This is a genomic window from Streptomyces sp. NPDC052496, assembly GCF_040679095.1.
Lineage (GTDB): Bacteria > Actinomycetota > Actinomycetes > Streptomycetales > Streptomycetaceae > Streptomyces.
The window spans coordinates 18,265-37,790 of sequence record NZ_JBFAUH010000010.1; the positions used below are offsets into that span (position 1 = coordinate 18,265).

19 protein-coding genes are annotated in these 19,526 nt (G+C 73.3%); 11 read left to right on the forward strand and 8 right to left on the reverse strand.

Annotation, left to right across the window (positions count from 1 at the left end; all coding sequences use genetic code 11):
• The first annotated feature begins 162 nt into the window (after nt 1-162).
• Together AB0L45_RS15490 and AB0L45_RS15495 are read left to right on the forward strand one after the other, a co-directional pair.
• The gene (locus AB0L45_RS15490) at nt 163-1,323 is read left to right on the forward strand and encodes a hypothetical protein (protein WP_365839971.1); all 1,161 of its coding nucleotides are present in this window, start codon (nt 163-165) and stop codon (nt 1,321-1,323) included.
• On the forward strand, nt 1,320-2,564 hold the full coding sequence (locus AB0L45_RS15495; protein ID WP_365839973.1) for a phosphotransferase family protein: 1,245 nt from the start codon (nt 1,320-1,322) through the stop codon (nt 2,562-2,564). The genes AB0L45_RS15490 and AB0L45_RS15495 overlap by 4 nt, the downstream gene beginning before the upstream one ends.
• 28 nt (nt 2,565-2,592) lie before the next feature.
• Here AB0L45_RS15495 and AB0L45_RS15500 read toward each other — a convergent pair whose 3' ends face one another.
• Complete coding sequence (locus tag AB0L45_RS15500; protein ID WP_365839975.1) at nt 2,593-3,015, reverse strand: hypothetical protein; 423 nt, start codon at nt 3,013-3,015, stop codon at nt 2,593-2,595.
• 208 nt (nt 3,016-3,223) lie between these two features.
• On the opposite strand from AB0L45_RS15500, the gene AB0L45_RS15505 reads away from it, so the two are divergent.
• The 5 genes from AB0L45_RS15505 to AB0L45_RS15525 all read left to right on the forward strand — a co-directional run bounded on the left by AB0L45_RS15505 (nt 3,224) and on the right by AB0L45_RS15525 (nt 9,509).
• Complete coding sequence (locus tag AB0L45_RS15505; RefSeq protein ID WP_026170119.1) at nt 3,224-3,664, forward strand: Lrp/AsnC family transcriptional regulator; 441 nt, start codon at nt 3,224-3,226, stop codon at nt 3,662-3,664.
• A 121-nt stretch (nt 3,665-3,785) separates the two neighbouring features.
• A complete protein-coding gene (locus AB0L45_RS15510; RefSeq protein ID WP_365839977.1) occupies nt 3,786-5,426 on the forward strand; it encodes an amidohydrolase in 1,641 nt (546 codons plus the stop codon).
• 585 nt (nt 5,427-6,011) lie between these two features.
• Nucleotides 6,012-7,625, forward strand: coding sequence for an apolipoprotein N-acyltransferase (gene lnt, locus AB0L45_RS15515; RefSeq protein ID WP_365839979.1), 1,614 nt, complete (start codon nt 6,012-6,014; stop codon nt 7,623-7,625).
• Nucleotides 7,622-8,377: a polyprenol monophosphomannose synthase gene (locus tag AB0L45_RS15520; RefSeq protein WP_365839981.1), complete on the forward strand. Its 756-nt coding sequence runs from the start codon at nt 7,622-7,624 to the stop codon at nt 8,375-8,377. Before lnt ends, AB0L45_RS15520 begins: the two co-directional genes overlap by 4 nt.
• 166 nt (nt 8,378-8,543) lie before the next feature.
• Complete coding sequence (locus AB0L45_RS15525; RefSeq protein WP_365839982.1) at nt 8,544-9,509, forward strand: LLM class F420-dependent oxidoreductase; 966 nt, start codon at nt 8,544-8,546, stop codon at nt 9,507-9,509.
• 88 nt (nt 9,510-9,597) lie between these two features.
• Here the strand turns inward: AB0L45_RS15525 and AB0L45_RS15530 are convergent, their stop codons facing one another.
• On the reverse strand, nt 9,598-9,843 hold the full coding sequence (locus AB0L45_RS15530; RefSeq protein ID WP_365839984.1) for a hypothetical protein: 246 nt from the start codon (nt 9,841-9,843) through the stop codon (nt 9,598-9,600).
• A gap of 156 nt (nt 9,844-9,999) precedes the next feature.
• Between AB0L45_RS15530 and AB0L45_RS15535 the strand changes: the two genes are divergently transcribed.
• Both AB0L45_RS15535 and fxsA read left to right on the forward strand, forming a co-directional pair.
• On the forward strand, nt 10,000-10,368 hold the full coding sequence (locus tag AB0L45_RS15535) for a VOC family protein (protein WP_365839986.1): 369 nt from the start codon (nt 10,000-10,002) through the stop codon (nt 10,366-10,368).
• Between the two features lie 100 nt (nt 10,369-10,468).
• A complete protein-coding gene (gene fxsA, locus AB0L45_RS15540) occupies nt 10,469-11,059 on the forward strand; it encodes an FxsA family membrane protein (RefSeq protein ID WP_365839988.1) in 591 nt (196 codons plus the stop codon).
• Nucleotides 11,060-11,521: 462 nt separating this feature from the next.
• Here fxsA and AB0L45_RS15545 read toward each other — a convergent pair whose 3' ends face one another.
• From AB0L45_RS15545 to AB0L45_RS15560, 4 genes are all read right to left on the reverse strand, one after another.
• Nucleotides 11,522-11,905: an RNA polymerase-binding protein RbpA gene (locus AB0L45_RS15545; RefSeq protein ID WP_031000331.1), complete on the reverse strand. Its 384-nt coding sequence runs from the start codon at nt 11,903-11,905 to the stop codon at nt 11,522-11,524.
• Nucleotides 11,906-12,331: 426 nt separating this feature from the next.
• Nucleotides 12,332-13,153, reverse strand: coding sequence for a glycerophosphodiester phosphodiesterase family protein (locus tag AB0L45_RS15550; RefSeq protein WP_365839990.1), 822 nt, complete (start codon nt 13,151-13,153; stop codon nt 12,332-12,334).
• Between the two features lie 56 nt (nt 13,154-13,209).
• Nucleotides 13,210-14,136 carry an LLM class F420-dependent oxidoreductase gene (locus AB0L45_RS15555; RefSeq protein ID WP_365839992.1) on the reverse strand — a complete coding sequence of 309 codons (927 nt, stop codon included), beginning with the start codon at nt 14,134-14,136 and terminating at the stop codon, nt 13,210-13,212.
• A gap of 153 nt (nt 14,137-14,289) precedes the next feature.
• A complete protein-coding gene (locus tag AB0L45_RS15560) occupies nt 14,290-14,889 on the reverse strand; it encodes a hypothetical protein (protein WP_365840298.1) in 600 nt (199 codons plus the stop codon).
• 314 nt (nt 14,890-15,203) lie between these two features.
• Between AB0L45_RS15560 and AB0L45_RS15565 the strand changes: the two genes are divergently transcribed.
• Both AB0L45_RS15565 and AB0L45_RS15570 read left to right on the forward strand, forming a co-directional pair.
• Nucleotides 15,204-16,706 carry a PLP-dependent aminotransferase family protein gene (locus AB0L45_RS15565; RefSeq protein ID WP_365839994.1) on the forward strand — a complete coding sequence of 501 codons (1,503 nt, stop codon included), beginning with the start codon at nt 15,204-15,206 and terminating at the stop codon, nt 16,704-16,706.
• A 91-nt stretch (nt 16,707-16,797) separates the two neighbouring features.
• The gene (locus tag AB0L45_RS15570; RefSeq protein ID WP_365839996.1) at nt 16,798-17,151 is read left to right on the forward strand and encodes a hypothetical protein; all 354 of its coding nucleotides are present in this window, start codon (nt 16,798-16,800) and stop codon (nt 17,149-17,151) included.
• 124 nt (nt 17,152-17,275) lie between these two features.
• Here the strand turns inward: AB0L45_RS15570 and AB0L45_RS15575 are convergent, their stop codons facing one another.
• Entirely contained in the window at nt 17,276-18,985 is a 1,710-nt protein-coding gene (locus AB0L45_RS15575) for an ABC transporter ATP-binding protein (RefSeq protein WP_365839998.1), read from the reverse strand.
• Between the two features lie 61 nt (nt 18,986-19,046).
• Nucleotides 19,047-19,241: a hypothetical protein gene (locus tag AB0L45_RS15580; RefSeq protein ID WP_030019622.1), complete on the reverse strand. Its 195-nt coding sequence runs from the start codon at nt 19,239-19,241 to the stop codon at nt 19,047-19,049.
• Nucleotides 19,242-19,526: the final 285 nt, after the last annotated feature.

The window sequence follows — 19,526 nt, forward strand, 5'->3', positions numbered from 1 at the left end:
GTGCGGCGTGTACGGGGCCGCGCGGTACGGATGCGGCTATGGTCCCCGCACGTACTCCTGACGTACCGTCAACTCCGGTCGCGGAAACGGGAGTCGTCGAGACGACTGCGCGCCCTTCGTGGCCACCGGCCCGCGCCCGCCCGCGCGTCCAGGAGGTGTCCCGTGACCGACCGTCCGATCGCGCTCGACGAATACCCGGTCCACCAGGTGCCGCTGTCCATGCGGTACGTCGCCACCGGCGACCGCAACGCCTACGACCGCTGCATCTTCCACGTCATGGACCACACCGGCCGTGCGCTGCTCGTCGCCGGCCTCGGTGTCTACCCCAACACCGGGGTCATCGACGCCTATGCGACCCTGCGGCTCGGTGACCGTCTGCACGCCGTACGCGCCTCCGACGCGCTGAGCGACGACCGCCTCGCCCTCACCGTCGGGCCGTTGACGATCACCGTGGAGCGGCCTCTCGAACGGCTCCGGCTACGCTGCGCCGCCGACCCGGCCGACCCCGACGGCCTCTCCTGCGACATCACGTGGCACGCCGCCTTCCCGGCCGTGTGGGAACCGCACCACACCCAGTACCGGGGCGGGCGTCTCGTGCTGGAGGGCCGCCGGTTCGTCCAGGCGGGCACCTGCACCGGCGCCATCCGCGCCGGCGGCGAGGAACTGGCCGTCACGGCGGAGGAGTGGACCGGTACCCGGGACCGCAGCTGGGGCGTGCGGCCCATACCGGGGGAGGAGGGCGGCCGTGCGGCCGAAGAGGCGCGGCCCGAGGGCTTCCACTGGATCTGGTGCCCGGTCCGCTTCGACGACCGGTTCGTGATGGTCGTCGTCCAGGAGGGCGCCGACGGGCACCGTACGCTCAACGAGGCCCTGCTCGTCCGCAACGGCACCCACGACGTCCAACTCGGCTGGCCGCACGCCGACATCACCTACCGGCCCGGCACCCGCCACCCCGAGCGCGCCGTCCTCCACCTCACCGACCCGTCCCGCAAGCCGCTCGAACTCGCCGCCGAGATCCTCACCTCCTCGCCGCTGGCCGTCGGCGCGGGCTACCCGCCCGCCGACGACTGGCAGCACGGCACCTGGCGCGGGCGCGACTGGACCGACCGCCGCACCTACGACCTCGCCGACCCCGCCGCCCATCCACGGGCGGCCTACGGCGTCACCGACCACGCCGCCCGCTTCACCCTCGACGGCCGCACCGGGTACGGGATCTTCGAGCACGGCAGCTTCGGCCGCCACGACCCCAGCGGCTTCACCGGGTACGCCGATGTGGCACCGGTCGGCACACCGGACACGCGGCCCACCGGGGACCGGTCATGACCGGCACGCCCCGGCCCCGGACCACCACCCGCGACCCCGGCGAGCTGACCCGGCGCCTGACCGCCTGGCTGGACACCCGCCTCCCCGGCGTCCGCGCGGTCTCCGCGACCGTCCCGGCCTCCAACGGCATGTCCAGCGAAACCCTGCTCTTCGACATCGCCATCGACATCGACATCGACATCGACATCGACAGCGACCGTGGTCCCGATCACGCCGTTGATGACGACATCGACCGTCGTGCCGATCACGCCGCTGCTCACGACATCCGCCGTCGTCCCGACCACGCCCCCGCTCACGACATCAACCACCCCCACCCGCCCATCCGCTCCTGCGCTCTGCGCCTGGCCGCCGACCCCGCCGCTTACACGGTATTCCCCACCTATGACATGGCCCGCCAGTACCGCACGATGCGCCTGGTGGCCGAGCACACCGACGTGCCCGTGCCGCGCACCCTGTGGCTGGAGGAGGACCCGGCGCCGCTCGGTGCGCCGTTCTTCGTGATGGAGCGGGTCGAGGGCCGCGTACCGCCGGACGTCATGCCGTACACGTACGAGGGAAGTTGGCTGCACGCCGCCACCGATGCGGAGCGCGCGGCCCTGGAGGCGGCCACCGTCTCCGTCCTCGCCCGTATTCACGACCAGGTGCCCGTCGCGGAGACGGAGTTCCTGGCCCTGCCCGGCAGCGGCAGCGCGCTGCGGCGGCATGTGGAGGCTCAGCGGGCCTATTACGCCTGGGTCGTCGAGGGCCGGGAGCCGTCACCGCTGATCGAGCGCGGCTTCGCCTGGCTCGCCGACCACTGGCCGTCGGAGCGTGCGGAAACCGACGAGACCGTGCTGACCTGGGGCGATGCCCGGATCGGCAACATCGTCTACGACGGCTTCGTGCCCGCCGCCGTCCTGGACTGGGAAATGGCCGCGCCCGGCCCGCGCGAACTGGACCTCGGCTGGATGATCTTCCTCCACCGGTTCTTCCAGGACCTGGCGGAGAGCGGCGGTCAGCGGGGCCTGCCCGGCCTGCTGCGCCGCGACCGCGTCGAGGAGCGTTACGCCCGGCTCACCGGCCACACCCCGCGCGCCATGGACTTCCACCTCCTGTACGCGGCCCTGCGGCACGCCGTGGTCATGCTGCGCGTGGCGTACCGGCAGGTCCACTTCGGGGAGGTGCCCGCACCGGCCGACCCGGACGGGCTGATCATGCACCGGGCAGCGCTGGAGGCGATGATCCAGGGCCGCTACTGGTGAGGACGGCGGCGGCCGCCGTCGGCGGGCCTCAGGGCCGGCGCATCCGCGGCACGCCCGTCGGCCGCGTGGCCGGCCCGCCCACGTGCGAGAACGGCTGCCGGCGCCAGTCCAGGCCCTCCGGCAGGGTCAGCAGCACGCCGGCGTCCTGCTCCTGGGCCTCCAGCGAGTCGTCCTCGGAGGGGGCGTCGGCCACCGGCCGCCCCGAGCCCTCGCACACCGTCAGGCAGAAGGGGTTCCAGGGCGTCGGGCACAGCGCGTGCTCGGGCAGGGTGTCCTCGTCGGCCAGCAGCGCGATCGGCTGGGCGCAGTCCGGGCAGGTCACCCGGAAGATCTCCATGGTCTCGAAGGAGTCGTACGGATCGTCCTCGCCGGCGTAGCCGGGACTGTCGCCCTCCTGGGCGTCGAGGCCGAGCTGCGTGGATTCGGACTTCAGACGTCGCATGATGGTCATCCCCCTCAGGTGGGCCGTACGGGCCGCCGGCTTCCTGTGACGGGCGGCTCCGGCCAACAGCAGCAATTCCCCTCATGCCCCGCGCATAATCGCCGAGCCCCGCGGGATACGGGGGCACGTGTGTGGCGTTGGTCACACGGACCGCGCAGGCGCGTCCACGATCCGGCGTACGGTGCGCACACGCGCCCGAGCACAGTAGGTTGATCGGGTGGAGGAGTTGGACCGACAAATCGTGGATCTGCTCGTCAAGGACGGGCGGATGAGCTACACCGACCTGGGCAAGGCCACCGGCCTGTCCACTTCGGCGGTGCACCAGCGGGTGCGCCGCCTGGAGCAGCGCGGTGTCATCCGCGGCTATGCCGCGATCGTGGACCCGGAGGCGGTGGGGCTGCCGCTGACCGCGTTCATCTCGGTCAAACCCTTCGACCCCAGCGCCCCGGACGACATCGCCGACCGGCTGGCCGAGGTGCCCGAGCTGGAGGCCTGCCACAGCGTCGCGGGCGACGAGAACTACATCCTCAAGGTGCGGGTGGCCACGCCGCTGGAGCTGGAACACCTGCTGACCCGCATCCGTACGCTGGCCGGGGTCTCCACCCGCACCACGGTCGTGCTGTCCACGCCGTACGAGGCCCGGCCGCCGCGCATCTGAGACCCCCGGGGGCGCGTCCGGGGGCGCGTGGCCGGGGTGCGCTCCGGCGCCCGCGGCCGCGCGCGTCAAGATCCGGACCCCGCGCGCGGGCGCGCCGCCCGCAGGGGCCAAACTGTCCGCTATGAGTGAGCGCACCCCCGATCCGGCCCGGCCCCGTACCGTCCTGCTGCGCGGCGGAGAGGTCCACAGTCCCGCCGATCCCTTCGCCACCGCCATGGTGGTCGAGGGCGACAGCATCGCCTGGGTGGGCGAGGAGGGCGCTGCCGATTCCTTCGCCGACGGCGTGGACGAGGTCGTCCACCTCGACGGCGCGCTCGTCACCCCGGCGTTCACGGACGCACACGTGCACACGACGGCCACCGGCCTCGCGCTCACCGGCCTGGACCTGACCGCGGCCCGCACCCTCCCCGACGCGCTGGCCCGGGTACGGGAGCACGCAGCGGCCCGCACCGCCGACCGGATCCTCCTGGGCCACGGCTGGGACGCCACCGCCTGGCCCGAGGGACGGCCGCCGTCCCGCGCCGAGCTGGACGCGGCCACCGGCGGCCGCCCGCTCTACCTGACCCGGGTCGACGTGCACTCCGCGGTCGTCACCACCGCGCTCCTCGACCTCGTCCCCGGCATCCGTGACCTGCCCGGGTTCCACCCCGAGCAGCCGCTGACAGGCGATGCCCACCACGCCGTACGGGCCGCCGCGTACGCCACCGTCACCCCCGCCCAGCGCGACGCCGCACAGGCCGCCGCCCTCGCGCACGCCGCGTCCCGGGGCATCGGCACCCTCCACGAGTGCGCGGGCCCCGAGATCTCCAGCGAGGACGACCTGACCGCCCTGCTGGCCCGCGCCGCCCGTGAGCCCGGCCCGCGCGTCGTCGGCTACTGGGCGGAGATCGTCACCAACGCAAAGGACGCCGACCGGGTACGCGCCCTCGGCGCGATCGGCGCGGCCGGCGACCTCTTCGCCGACGGCTCCCTCGGCTCGCACACCGCCCACCTGCACGCCCCGTACGCCGACGCCGGCCACACCGGAACTGCCCACTTGGACAGCGACGCCGTCGCCGCGCACGTCGCGGCCTGCACCGAGGCCGGGCTCCAGGCCGGCTTCCACGCCATCGGCGACGCCGCGCTGACCGCCGTCACCGACGGTGTACGGGCCGCCGCCGACCGCGTGGGCCTGGCCCGCGTCCGGGCCGCCCGGCACCGCGTCGAGCACGCCGAGATGCTCACCGGGGCGACCGTCGCCGCCTTCGCCGAATTCGCCCTGACCGCCTCCGTACAGCCCGCCTTCGACGCGGCCTGGGGCGGCGAGGACGGCATGTACGCCGCCCGACTGGGTGTCGAACGCGCCCGCACCCTCAACCCCTACGCCGCCCTGCTGCGCGCAGGCGTCCCGCTCGCCCTCGGCTCCGACAGCCCCGTCACCCCGCTGGATCCGTGGGGCACCGTGCGGGCCGCCGTCTTCCACCGCACCCCCGGGCACGGCATCTCCGCCCGCGCCGCCTTCACCGCGCACACCCGCGGCGGCTGGCGCGCGATCGGCCGCGACGACGCGGGCGTCCTGGTGCCCGGCGCGCCCGCCGATTACGCGGTCTGGCGCACCGGCGACCTCGTCGTCCAGGCCCCCGACGAGCGGGTCGAGCGCTGGTCCACCGACCCCCGCTCCGGCACCCCGGGCCTGCCCGACCTGACCCCTGGCCAGGACCTGCCGGTGTGCCTGCGGACGGTGGTCGGCGGTCGCACGGTGTACGGACGGCCGAACGAGTGACTTCACGCGGGCGCGTACCACCTCGGGACGCGCCCGGGGGCGCCTGCCCCACCTGGGAGAGCGGGCGCCGGCCTGGGGCGACGCGAAAACCACGCGGTCCGGGCAACTGTTGACAGCAGACGGTCGGCGGCCGGTAGGTTCGGCCGAGTCCACCACAGGACGTCCGACCGGGAGACCTCCGCGCAGTCGTCGAACGCAGCTGGGCCATGGGACGGGGTGCCGTACCGGCACACCGCCACTGGGAGCCAGGTCCAGCACCTGCGGCACGGGGACGACGGAAAGGTTTCGGCCGGTCGGCAGGTGCGACCCGGGTGGGGCCCGGTTGCTCAGTAGACAACGGCTCTCGGTCGACCCGCAGCCAGCGGGTTCCAGGTCGGCCCGAAGGGCGCCGGGCCCCGATCCGCACCGCAGGACGGTGCCCGCTCTTCCCCTGCCGCGTACGAGCGGCGCAGCTTATACCCTCCGGCACCCCCGGTCCGCAATCGCGCAACCCCGATGTACGGTCTGCACACCACCGCATGACCTGCAAGGAAGGCCGCGACCGTGCCCGACACCACCGCACGACCTGCAAGGGAGACCGGGACCGTGCCATCGGGCTCCGACACCGCCGCGCCGGCGGTGCCCGGACGCGGCCGCCGGTTCGTGGCGCTGGTCCGCCGCGAGGCGCCGCGTACGGGGCTCGCCGTCCTGGGCGGCATCCTCCTCGCGCTGGCCTTCCCGCCGTACGACCTGTGGCCGCTGTCCCTGGTCGGCGTCGCGGGCCTCGGCCTGCTCACCCGCGGCAGGACGGCCCGTCAGGGGGCCTGGACGGGCTTCGCGTTCGGCCTGCCGTTCTTCTTCCTGCTGCTGAAGTGGCTGCACGTCGTCGGCTGGGACGCGGTGTTCGGGCTGGCCCTCGTGCAGGCCCTGTACACCCTTCTGCTCGGCGCGGGCCTCGCGGCCACCTCCCGCCTGAAGTACGCGCCGGTGTGGGCCGCCTGTCTGTGGGTCACCGAGGAGTGGGTGCGCGACCGTGTGCCCTTCGGGGGCTTCCCGTGGGGGCGGCTGGCCTTCGCCAACACCGGCTCGCCCTTCACCCCGCTCGCGGCCCTGGGCGGCGCGCCGCTGGTGACGTTCGCCGTCGCCCTGAGCGGCGCTCTGCTGGCCGTGGCGGCCGCCGGGCTGTGGCGGCTGCGCCGCGCGCCCGGCAGCCCGGTACGCGCGGCCCTGCCCGCCGTGGAGGCCGTCGGCCTGGCCGCCGCGGTCACGGTGTCCGGACTCCTCGTACCGGTGCACACCGACGCGGACGACCACGTGGACATCGCCATCGTCCAGGGCAACGTGCAGCGGCCCGGCATGGACTTCCTCGGCCGCCCGATGCAGATCCTGGGCAACCACGCGACGGCCACCGAGAAGCTGGCCGCCGACGTGAAGGCGGGCAAGGCGAAGAAGCCGGACCTGGTGATCTGGCCGGAGAACTCCTCGGACCTGGACCCGTACCGCTACCCGGAGGCGTACGACCGGATCGACGCGGCGGTCAAGGCGATCGGGGTGCCCGTCCTGGTCGGCGCCCTCGTCGACCACCCGGACAAGCCGGGCTACGTCTTCAACCGGGGCATCGTCTGGGATCCGGTGAAGGGCCCCGGCGCCTCGTACACCAAGCAGCACCCGGTGCCGTTCGGCGAGTACGTGCCGTTCCGGGAACAGCTCAGCAAGATCATCACCCGGTTCCAGCGGGTGCCCCGCGACTTCTACCCCGGTGACCACACCGGCGTCCTCGCCATCGGGCCCGCCCGGCTCGGCGACGTCATCTGCTTCGAGGTCGCCTACGACGAGATCGTCCACGACACCGTGAACGCGGGTGCCCGCGCCCTCGTCGTCCAGACCAACAACGCCACCTACGGGCGCACCGGGCAGCCCGAGCAGCAGCTGGCCATGTCCAAGCTGCGCGCCGTGGAACACGGCCGTGCCGTCGTCACCGCGGCCACCAGCGGGATCAGCGCGGTGGTGGCCCCGGACGGTACGGTCACCGACAAGATCCCGGAGTTCACCCAAGGGGTGCTGCGCACGAGCCTCCCTCTGCGTGACGAAAAGACCGTGGCCGACCGCGTCGGTGCCATTCCGGAGTGGGTGCTCGCTATCGTGGGTCTTCTGTCCTGCGTCGCCGCGACAGTCATCGGCCGGCGCGGGCGAACGAAGGACGAGAAGGGGCAGCAGTGACAGACGGTCAGCGGAAGTACGGTCCGCTCGGGACCACCTTGGTGATCATTCCGACCTACAACGAGGCGGAGAACATCAAGCCGATCGTCTCGCGGGTACGGACGTCTGTCCCCGAGGCACACATCCTCGTCGCGGACGACAACAGCCCGGACGGCACGGGCAAGATCGCCGACGAGCTGGCGGCGGCGGACGACCACGTCCAGGTGCTGCACCGCAAGGGCAAGGAAGGGCTCGGCGCCGCCTACCTGGCGGGCTTCCGGTGGGGCATCGAGCACGGCTTCGGCGTCCTGGTGGAGATGGACGCGGACGGCTCCCACCGTCCCGAGGAGCTGCCGCGGCTGCTCACCGCCCTCAAGGGCGCCGACCTCGTGCTCGGCTCCCGCTGGGTGCCCGGCGGCCGCGTGGTGAACTGGCCCAAGCACCGCGAGTACCTCTCCCGCGGCGGCAGCACGTACTGCCGGGCCATGCTGGACGTACCGCTGCGCGACGTCACCGGAGGTTACCGCGCCTTCCGCAAGGAGACCCTGGAGGGGCTCGGCCTGGACGAGGTCGCCTCGCAGGGCTACTGCTTCCAGGTCGACCTGGCCCGGCGCGCCGTCGAGGGCGGTTTCCACGTCGTCGAGGTCCCCATCACCTTCGTCGAGCGCGAGCGCGGCGACAGCAAGATGAGCAAGGACATCGTCGTGGAGGCCCTGTGGCGGGTCACGGGGTGGGGCGTCGGCTCGCGGGTCAACAAGCTGCGCGGGCGCTGAGGAGGCCGGGAGGCTGCGGCGCCGGTCCGGGGCGTCGGCACGGGCCGGCGCCCCGGGCGTTCGCGGACGCACACGCTAGGCCGGTCGGGCGGCATCTTCCCGGTCCGGCCGGGCATCATCGCAAGGGCCGAGTTTTGCGATCGCATGATCGGGAAACTCGCGCCATATGGTGCAAATCGGCTACACGATGATGACTGAGCAAGCCGGCCCGCGTGATCTCGTCGACCACGTCGTCCGGGCCGAGGAAACCGGCTTCGACTTCTCGGTGACCTCCGACCACTACGCGCCCTGGCTGGAGTCCCAGGGGCACGCCCCGTACGCCTGGAGCGTGCTGGGCGCCGCGGCGCAGGCCACCTCGCGCATCCCGCTGATGACGTACGTGACCTGCCCGACGGTGCGCTACCACCCGGCGGTCGTCGCGCAGAAGGCCGCGACCATGCAGCTGCTCTCCGGCGGCCGCTTCCGGCTGGGCCTCGGCGCGGGCGAGAACCTCAACGAACACGTCGTCGGACACGGCTGGCCGGGCAAGACCACCCGGCACGAGATGTTCACCGAGGCCCTGGAGATCATCCGGGCGCTCTTCGACGGCGGCACCGTCAGCTACCACGGCAACCACTTCGACGTGGACTCCGCCAAGCTCTGGGACCTGCCCGACCAGGCCCCGCCCATCGGCGTGGCCGTCTCGGGGGAGCGGTCCTGCGAGATCGCCGGCCGCCTCGGCGACCTGGTCATCGCGACCGAGCCCAAGGGCGACCTGATCAGCTCCTTCGAGAAGCACGGCGGCAAGGGCAAGCCGCGGGTCGGCCAGCTGCCCATCTGCTACGACCCCGACCGGGACGCCGCCGTGAAGCGCGCCCACGACCAGTTCCGCTGGTTCGCAGGCGGCTGGAAGGTCAACTCCGAGCTGCCGGACCCGGCCGGATTCGCCGGGGCCACCCAGTTCGTCCGGCCGGAGGACGTCGCCGAGACGATCCCCTGCGGCGACAACGTGGACGACTTCGTCGAGGCGGTGCGCCCGTACGCGGAGGCCGGCTTCACGGAGGTCGCCGTGGTCCAGGTCGGCGGCGACCACCAGCGCGAGTTCTTCGACTGGGCCGAGAAGAAGCTGCTGCCCGCGCTGCGGGAGCTCTGAGCACGCCGGGAGCCCCGCGGAACCGGTGACCGCGGGGCTCCCGGGCGTACGGGAGAGGGCGCGCCGGCCGGCGCACGGGCCCGCCGCATCAGTCGGCGGGCTCGTCCGGGGTCGGCTCGTCCGCCTGTGCGTCGCGGTCGTGCGCCACGCCCCGGCGGCCGGTACCGGAGACGTCCGTGTCGGGCACGTCCGTGTGCTCCGCGCGGTCGTCCCCGTCGTCCGGGCTGCGGCCGTCCCACGGATCCGGCCTGCCCTGCGGGTCCGCCTGCTGGTCCGGGAGGTCCCGGGGGACGGCGCTGCCGCCCTGTTCCGGTGTCTCGTTGCGCTTGGCCATCGCGGTCGGCCTCCTTGTGCGAAGAACGGGAAGGTGTCCGGTACGGGTGCCCGACGGGGGCGGCCACATGCGTTCCGGGGCGATCGGGACCGTACGGAGGGCCGGGAGCGCGCGTCCGTACGGGCCGGCCGGGAGTACGAGCGGGAGGAGACGGAGATGGCAGCGGTGGCACGGACGGATCTGGTCATGGTGCTGGACTGCGCCGACCGGGCGGTGCTGGCGGAGTTCTGGAGCGAGGTCCTGGGCTACCGGATCACGCGCACCACCCCGCCGTACACGGCCCTGACGGACCCGGAGGGGCGCGGTCCGGAACTGCTGCTCCAGCAGGTGCCGGAGCCCAAGCAGGGCAAGAACCGGATGCACCTCGACCTGCGGGTGCCCGCCATGGAGCCCGGGCTCAGCCGGGTGGTGGACCTCGGTGCGCGTGTCCTGCGCGGCCCGTTCGACGACGCGGGGTGCCCGACCACGGTGCTCGCCGACCCCGAGGGCAACGAATTCTGCTTGATCGTCTTCGAGAGCGCGTGAGGAGACCGGAGGCGGTCCGGGGCGATGCGGGGGCGGTCCGGACGCGATCGGACGCGACCCGCGAGCGGGGGCGGCGGCCGGGGCCAGGCACACTTGAACCATGACGTTCGCAGCCACGCCGCCGCCCCGGTCCCGTCCGCCCAAGCGCTCGCGCGCCCGCCGGTTCGTCCCCTTGGGCATCGCCGCCTGGCTGGTGCTGGAGATCTGGCTGCTGACCCTGGTCGCCGACGCGGCGGGCGGTCTGACGGTGCTTCTGCTGCTTCTCGCCGGTGTGGTCGCCGGCGGCTGTGTGATCAAGCGGGCGGGCCGGCGGGCCTGGAAGAACCTCACCGAGAGCATGCAGGCGGGCGGGGATCCCGCGGCCTCCCCGGGAGCGTCGTCGAAGCCGGGGGAGCGGTCGTCGGGCAGCGGGAACACGCTGCCCATGCTCGGCGGGCTGCTGCTGATGTTCCCCGGCCTGGCCTCCGACGTCGCCGCGCTGCTCTGCCTCTTCCCGCCCACCCGCAAACTGCTCCACCGCCGCGCTGAGCGCCTGCTGTCGCGCCAGGCGCGCTACACACCGGGTTCGCTCGGTGACGCCTTCCAGCAGGCCCGTATGCATCAGCCGGACGGCAAGGTCGTGCAGGGCGAGGTCGTACGGGAGGACGAGGGCCCCGCGCCGCGTCGTGACGACCCGCCGCTGACGCGCTGAGCACCGGACCGCCGGGCACCGTAACTGAAGGTAGGACAGGGCTGATTGACCGAGTGGGCGCACGGTGGGTGCGCACGTCATGACGCCCCGTAGTGAGTGGCCGGGGGTGAGTGACGGCGGAATCCGTGCGGACGCACAAGAAGCCCCGGCCAGTCGGGGGTACTGGCCGGGGCGGTCCATGGGTGCGGATACCGATGGCGGTCGCCTCTCGGCGAAAGGCTCCGTGGGGCTTCAGCCGAACGATCTTCCCCACGGGCGAATGGTGAGGCCCGGGGACACTGTCCCACCGGCACCCGCACCCGTTTCAGCGTTCCGGTCCCGTGGATGATTCCGCAGGTGAAGGGTGATGTACGGCACACTCGGGGCGGCCCGGCGGCCGCGGGGGCGAGGGCGGGCGGACACGGAAACGGGCCGGGGCCACTGCGTGGTGCAGTGGCCCCGGCCCGTTCGCGCGTCCGTTCGTCAGGCGGACTTGCGATTGTTGTTGTTGTCGCGCGGGTGCACGGCAATGTTCATGGTGCCGGAGCGCAGGACCGCCAGCCGTTCGGCCAGCACTTCCTCCAGCTCCTCGCGGGTGCGCCGCTCCATGAGCATGTCCCAGTGCGTACGCGCGGGCTTGCCCTTCTTTTCCTCAGGGCCATCGCCATCCACCAGGAGGGCTTGTGCACCACAAACCTTGCACTCCCACTCGGATGGAATCTCGGCCTCTACCGAGAACGGCATCTCAAATCGATGTCCGTTCTGGCATGCGTACTCCACCGCCTGGCGCGGGGCCAGGTCGATGCCGCGGTCGGTCTCGTAGCTGGTCACCACAAGTCGCGTGCCGCGAAGAGCTCGCTCACTCATGAATCGTGCCTCCCGGGCTTGTCGCCCACAGGACAGGTGTCGCTGTCGTCGTCATCCGGTCAACGTCCGGTCGGCGGTGAAGATTCCCGTCACCGGGAGATGTGCCCACCCGTCGCCCACCACCGCCTGATGGAGGCGCTGCGCGCCGCTGCCTTCCTTCGTGCCGCCCCTTGTTGTACCCACCAATGCCCGGTTTGTCACATCTGGCAGCAGATGTCACCCAGCGCTTTCCACAGTTCAGCGCGCAGTAACGGTCCGCCTGGTGAGCCAAAGGCGTACACTACCGGCCCGCAGCCCCCATGCCTAAATCCGGGTCCGTCCCGGCGCGACCGCCCCACTCCGGTAACGGCTCGTCAGGACGGTGCGGCCGGCCCCTCCGAGGGGGCGGGGCTCATCGCGGCGGCCGGGATCCCCGGGATCCGTGGCTCAGCGCGCCGGCCAGGATCCACGGTCGGTCAGCACCTTCCGCAGGGCGCCGAGGTCGTCGGTCATGATCCCGTCGACGCCGAGGTCCAGCAGCGCCGCCATCCGCCGCGGATCATTCACCGTCCACACATGCACCTGCAAACGCCTCGCGTGCGCGGCCCGGATCAGCAGCGGATCGACCACGCGGATGCCGGACTGCCGCTCCGGTACCTGTACGCACACCGCGTTGCGCCGGACCGCGGCCCCCAGCAGCCGGTCCAGCGGCACGCCCCGGCCGTACGAGCGCATCCGCAGCCCCAGTACGCCACGCGTGCCGAGCGAGGTCGCCAGCCGCGGCCCGGCCAGCCGCTGGGCCCGCGCGACCCGGGCCTCCGAGAACGACCCGACGCACACCCGGTCCCAGGCGTCCGTACGGCGCAGCAGGTCCAGCAGCGGCCGGAGCGCGGCCTCCGCCTTGATGTCGACGTTCCAGCGCGCCTGCGGGAACTCCTCCAGCAGCTCCTCGAAGAGCGGCAGCGGCTCCCGGCCCGCCACCCGGGCCCGGCGGACGTCCCGCCAGGGGAGCCGGCCGATCGCCCCGCCCGCGTCGGTGACCCGGTCCAGCGTCGCGTCGTGGAAGGCCACGAGCCGGCCGTCCGACGTGGCGTGCACATCGGTCTCCAGGTAGCGGTAGCCGAGCGCCGTGGCGCGCCGGAAGGCCGCGGCGGTGTTCTCCAGCCCGTCCGCGGTGCCGCCCCGGTGGGCGAAGGCGAGCGGGACGGGGTGGTCGAGGTAGGGGTGCCGTACGGGGAACCCGTGGGTGGTCAACTGCTGGGAGCGCATTGGCCAGAGGATATACAGGGGCGGGCGCGCGGGCGGACGCGAGCGGTCCGCCGCCCTCAGCGCAGCGTCTCGCCCGGGAGATCGAGGATCCGCTCGGCCGCGGTCTCCAGCTGCGCGAGGTCGTGCCGGGGGTTCTCCTCAGGCGGGACGGGCCCGGCGTAACTGGACAGGAACGTGTCGAGGACGACGTACGGGACGCCCAGCTCGGCCAGCGCCGCCAGGTCCGCGCGGACCTGGTCGACCGACCCGTGGCCCGGCAGCCGGTCCGCCGTCTCCACCGGCCGGTCGGTGAGGTGCAGGGCGATCCGGGGCGTCACCGCGGGCGTCGGCCGGCCGGCCGCTTCCGCCGCGGCCTCCAGCACGGGCAGCCGCGCCCGGATCGCGTCCGCGCCCAGCGTGTACGGGTGCCAGGCGTCGCCGAACCGGGCGGCCCGGCGCAGCGCGGCGTCACTGAGGCCGCCCACCCAGACCGGCGGGTGGGGATCGCGGACCGGGGCGGGCCCCGTGGTGATGTCCGTATAGGCGACGTGCTCGCCCTGGAAGGAGACCACCGGCTGCGTCCAGTGCTCCTTGATGCAGGCGAGGTACTCGTCGGTGATCCGGCCGCGGGACGCGTAGTCGATGCCGAGCGCCGCGTACTCCTGCTGCGACCAGCCGACCCCCACACCGAACACCAGCCGCCCGCCGCTGAACCGGTCCAGGTTGGCGGCCACCCGGGCGGTCTGCAGGGGGTGGCGGTACGGGAGGACCAGCACCGTCGTGCCCAGCTCGATGGTGCTGGTCCGGCCCGCGAGCCAGGCCAGCGTGGTGAACGGGTCGTAGAACGGCGGCGGGAAGGCGCCGACGACCTCCGGGGGCAGCGACACGTGGTCGGAGATCATCGCCAGGTGGTAACCGAGCTCCTCGGCGCCGCGCACCCATGTCTCCATGCTTTCGGGAGTGGTGCCCGCCCCGTAATTGAGGACGTTGATCCCGATCTTCACAGTTGCTCTCCTCGGTTGTCGCTCCCTCGTCGCCGGACAGCAAAAGGCCAGGCCAAAGGGGGTGGTTGAGAGGGGAAGCGTAACAGCCGGGAAGATCGGGAGGGGGGACGTGCGGCGATAAATCGGTACAAGGGTAAGGGAGTTGACCCGGCCTCAGGGGAGCGGTGCGGGCGTCGGCTCGGCGGCCGGTGTCGCCGGGGCCGGCGCGGACGACGCCACTACGCGGCCGCCCTGTCCGTCGATCGTGAAGAACCGCAGCGAGAACTGGGCCAGCGGCCCGATCGCCAGCGCGTAGAGCACGGTGCCCACACCCACCGAGCCGCCGAGCGCGAAACCGACGGCGAGGACGGTGATCTCGATGCCCGTACGCACCAGGCGCACCGGCCGGCCCGTACGGTGGTGCAGACCGGTCATCAGCCCGTCACGCGGCCCGGGGCCGAAGCGGGCGGAGATGTAGAGGCCCGTCGCCATGCCGTTCAGCAGGATCGCGGAGGCGAGCAGGGGGATGCGTACGGCGAGCGAGGTGATCTCCGGTACGAGGGCGAACGTCGCGTCCATCACCAGGCCGAGGATCACGACGTTGGAGACCGTCCCCAGCCCCGGGCGCTGCCGCAGCGGGATCCACAGGAGCAGGATCAGCGCGCCGGAGACGATGGTGACCGTGCCGATGGACAGGCCGGTGTGGCGGGAAATGCCCTGGTTGAGGACGCTCCACGGCTCCAGGCCGAGCCCGGCGCGCAGCTGCAGGCCCATGCTGACGCCGTACAGGACGAGACCGGTGTAGAGGTGGACCAGGCGGCGGGGCAGCCGACGGCGGGCGGGGGGCTGCGCGCCCTGGCGGGCTCCGGCCGCCGCGCCCTCCCGGCCCGCCGATCCGCTCTCCGCCTCCGTGTCTCCGGACCGCTCGCTGGGCCGGTCACCGGACGGGCCCCCGGGTCGGCCACCGGACTTCCGCGTGCTGAACAAAATCTTCCCCCCTCCTGGCATGATTGGACTGGCACATGACACTCTGTGGCTCGGAGTTGATCAGATTTCATGGCCAATTCGGGAAAGGTGGACTGCATACGATGGCGCAGTGGACTTCAGCGGTAGGGGCGTCCCAGCTCGCCCGGCTGCTCCGGTCGCAGGACACCCGCGACGCCGTGGCCCCGGCCGGCCGCCGCATTCCCGCCTACCGCGGCCTCGCGGACGGCGTACGCCTCCTGGTCCTCGAAGGCCGGGTTCCGGTCGCCGCCCGCCTGCCCGCGGAACGCGAACTGGCCGCCGCGCTCTCCGTGAGCCGCACCACCGTCGCCGCGGCCTACGAAGCGCTGCGCGCCGAAGGCTTCCTGGAGTCCCGCCGCGGCTCCGGCAGCTGGACCGCCGTACCCGCGGGGAACCCGCTGCCCACCCGCGGCCTGGAACCGCTGCCGCCGGAAGCCGCCAGCTCCATGATCGACCTTGGCTGCGCCGCCCTCCCGGCCCCCGAGCCCTGGCTGACGCGCGGCGTACAGGGCGCCATGGAACACCTCCCGCTGTACGCGCACACCCACGGTGACTACCCGGCCGGCCTGCCCGCCCTGCGCCAGGCCCTCGCCGACCGCTACACCGCCCGCGGCATCCCCACGATGCCCGAACAGATCATGGTCACCACCGGCGCCATGGGCGCGGTGGCCGCCATCTGCCGCCAGATCACCCGGCCCGGCGAACGGGTCGCCGTCGACTCCCCGTCGTACGCCAACATCCTCCAGCTGATGCGCGACGCCGGCGCCCGGCTCGTCCCCGTCGCCCTCGCCGACCGCCTCGCCGGCTGGGACATCCCGGCCTGGCGCCAGGTCATGCGGGACGCCGCGCCCCGCATGGCGTACGTCGTCGCCGACTTCCACAACCCGACCGGCACCCTCGCCACCGAGGACCAGCGCCGCCGCCTGGTGGATGCCGCCCGCGCGGCCGGTACGGTCCTGGTCGTCGACGAGACCATGGCCGAACTCCGCCTCGACGACGTCGAGATGCCCCGGTCCGTCTGCGCCTTCGACCCGGCGGGCAGCAACGTCATCACGGTCGGCTCCGTCAGCAAGGCGTTCTGGGCGGGCATGCGCATCGGCTGGGTACGGGCCGCCCCCGACATCATCCGCAGCCTCGTCGCCGCCCGCGCCTTCGCCGACCTCGGCTCACCGGTCCTCGAACAGCTCGCCATCGTCTCGCTCCTGGAGGGCGACGGCTGGGAACAGGCCGTCGAGATCCGCCGCGGCCAGGCCCGCGAGAACCGCGACGCGATCGTCGCCGCCCTCCGACGCCACCTGCCCGACTGGGAGTTCAGCGTGCCGGGCGGCGGTCTGACCCTGTGGGCACGGACCGGCGGCCTGTCCGGTTCGCGGATCGCGGAGGCGGGGGAGCGGCTCGGCGTACGGGTGCCTTCCGGGCCGCGGTTCGGTGTGGACGGGGCGTTCGAGGGGTTCGTCCGGCTCCCGTTCACGGTCAGTGGCGCCGTCGCCGAGGAGGCCGCGTCCCGGCTGGCCGCCGCCGCCCACCACGTGGCGACGGGCACGGCGGCCGGCGAGGTCGAGGCGCCGCACAGCTTCGTGGCGTGAGGGGGCTACGGGCGACGACGCTGGCGGTGTCCGGCAGCGGTACGGCCGGTGCCCGGAGGAGCGCCCCGCGCGCCCCAGTAGGCTCACGGCCATGGACGCGACCCTGCCGTCACTCCTCATCATCGGCTTCTTCGCCGCGGCCCTGGGCTGCTTCGCGTGGCTCGCGGTGCACATCCGCCGCCGGGGTCTCGCGGGCGGGGCCATGAGCGCGGCTCTGGCCTCGTACGAGGAGGCGTTCCGTACCACGGCGCATGCGTCGCAGGTGGAGATCCGGGCCCAGGCGGAGCGTAAGGCACCGGCCCTGTCGCCCGGTCGTCACTGGGGGCGGAGCCCTGGTGGGAGCGGGCCGGTGGGCACGGCGGAGCGGCAGCCGTCCCGGCAGCCTGCGCGCCGTTCGCGGCGGGGCATCGGCCGCTGGGCCGATCGGCTGCGGCGCGGTCGCTGACCGGCCTTCGGCGGCGCAGCTCTCCGTGCGGCCGGGGCCGGTGGTTCGGGTTTCCGTGCGCCCGGGACCGCTCCGCCCGGCCGGGACCGGTGGTTCAGCTCTCCGCGCGGCCGGGACCGGTGGTTCAGCTCTCCGCGCGGCCGGGACCGGCGGTTCCGAACAGGACGTCCACGCCGATGGCCCCGCCGGGAGTCTGCTCGCCCGCGGTGGCCCGGTCGTCCCCGTCCGTGACGGTTTTCTCGGTGCCGTCGGCCAGGGCCGCTTCCAGCCCGGCCAGGCGGGCCGCCTCGCTCAGGTCCTCGGTCGCTTCCTCCTCCAGCGAAGCCGCCGGATCCGGCAGCAGGTCCAGTACGGCCTGCCGGTGCGTCTCGCTCGTGGCGTCGTCGAACGGGTCGGGGGTGGCCGGGACCTGGAGGCGGAGCACCGGGCCGGCGCCCAGGCGCGCGTAACCGCGCCCCGGCGGTACGTCGGCGGCCGGCGTGGTGTGCGGCGGCGCCCCGAGCACGGCCTGCACCTCCTCCGGCGCGGCCGGTCCCAGCACGACCCTGGCCCGGGTGTGCGTCAGTACCGGCTCGCTCAGCACCCCGGCACAGTCGATCTGGTCGGCCACCACCACCGTGACGTAGGCCGCCCGGCCGTGCCGCAACGGAACCTGCAGCAGGTGCTGCGGGTCGTCCCGCCCTTCGGCCGCCGCGAGATGGGCCAGCGCGGTGGGCCGGTCCAGGATGATCCACAGCGGCCAGCGGACGTCGTCCGGAGCCTGCTGCCCGGCCTGCCGCGCGCGGTTGGCGGTGATCAGCCGCCGCTCGGTCTCGTGCGCCGCCCACTCCAGCGTCGCCAGCGCGCCCGACAGCCCGGACTCGACGCCCATGACGCCGGTCCGTCCCGCCAGACACGCGTACTCGCCGGTCCCACTGCCGTCGATCACCAGGATGTCGCCGTACGGCAGGGCCTGCAGCGCGATGGAGCGCAGCAGGGTCGTGGTGCCGGCGCCCGGCCGGCCCAGCACCAGCAGGTGCGGCTCGGTCGACCGCAGGCCGGTCCGCCACACCACGGGCGGCACGTCCCGGGTCTCCGCACCGGCCTCCACCGGCAGCGTCCGCTGGACGGCGTCCGCGTCGGTGAACCCGAGGACGGTCTCACCGTGCGTCGTCACGAACCGCTGCGCCGCGATGTCGGTCGCCAGCGGCGGCAGCACGGTCAGCGTCAGCTGGTTGGACTCCTCGTCCCAGACGAAGCGGTACTCCCGGCCGCGCCCCGACTTGGCGTACAGCACCTGCTCGATACGGGCCCGGGACGCGGCGTCGCCGTCGGTGAAGTACGCCGGGTACCGCAGCGTCAGACGGGACGGCCGCCCGGCCTCGTCGAACCCGTACTCGGTGAAGGCGCTCGCCCAGTCCCCGTCGTGGGCGTACAGGGGGCTGGGGTCACCCTCGATCGCGAAGTACGGCACGAGCGCCTCGTACAGCGCCTGGAGCCGGCCGGTCTCCGCGTCCCCCGGGCCGGTGGCGGCGGGCTCCTCGGCCGGCTGCTCCCGGCCCGCCCATGCCGCCGCGGCCATGACCGTGACCAGGGCGAGTACGGGCCCGTACGGGACGAGCGCCACCGCCAGGACGCTGCCGGCGGCGATGAACAGCAGCGAACCGCGCCGCTCCTTGGGCGTCGAGGACCAGCGCCGTCGGCCGGCGGCCAGCAGCCGGCGCAGCCCCCGGCTGATCGTGATCAGCGGGTGGAACACGTCGGCCGCGCCGTCCGCCGCGGTGCGTGCGAACTCGCGCCCGCGCGCGATCGGCGCGCAGTCGGTCAGGATGCGGGGCAGTGGGCGCCGGGCCACATCATCTCCTGGAGGGTTCGTGCGTCGTGCGGAGGCCGCTCCGGGCGAGAGCGGGCCGCGGTCAGAGCTTGATGCCGCCCAGGAGGTTGGCCAGGCTCGCGCCGCCGGCCTTGATGCTCGGGGCGATCGCGGAACCCGCGAGGTAGAAGCCGAACAGGGCGCAGACCAGGGCGTGGGACACCTTGAGTCCGTCCTTGCGGAAGAACAGGAAGACGATGATGCCGAGCAGAACGACGCCGGAGATGGACAGAATCATGGAGTTCTCTCCTCGGTGGTGGGGGACGGTCACCATGAGTCCTTCCAGCCTCACAGCAAGTACCACGCCGCAAAAAGCTGCGAACGGGTGATTCACCGGCGAAACCCCCCAGCCGGCGCAACACAACTGCCCGGATGGCCCCCAGGGCCCGCATCATTGCAGGTCAGGTTGTGTGTTCAGGGAGACGCGCGGACGCTCGGGCGGCGGAACCGGCCGGCCTGTCGCGCGTGTCGCGGCAGCGCGGTTCCGGGGCGGGCCGCGGGTCTGGCACCGTAAGGGCAGTGG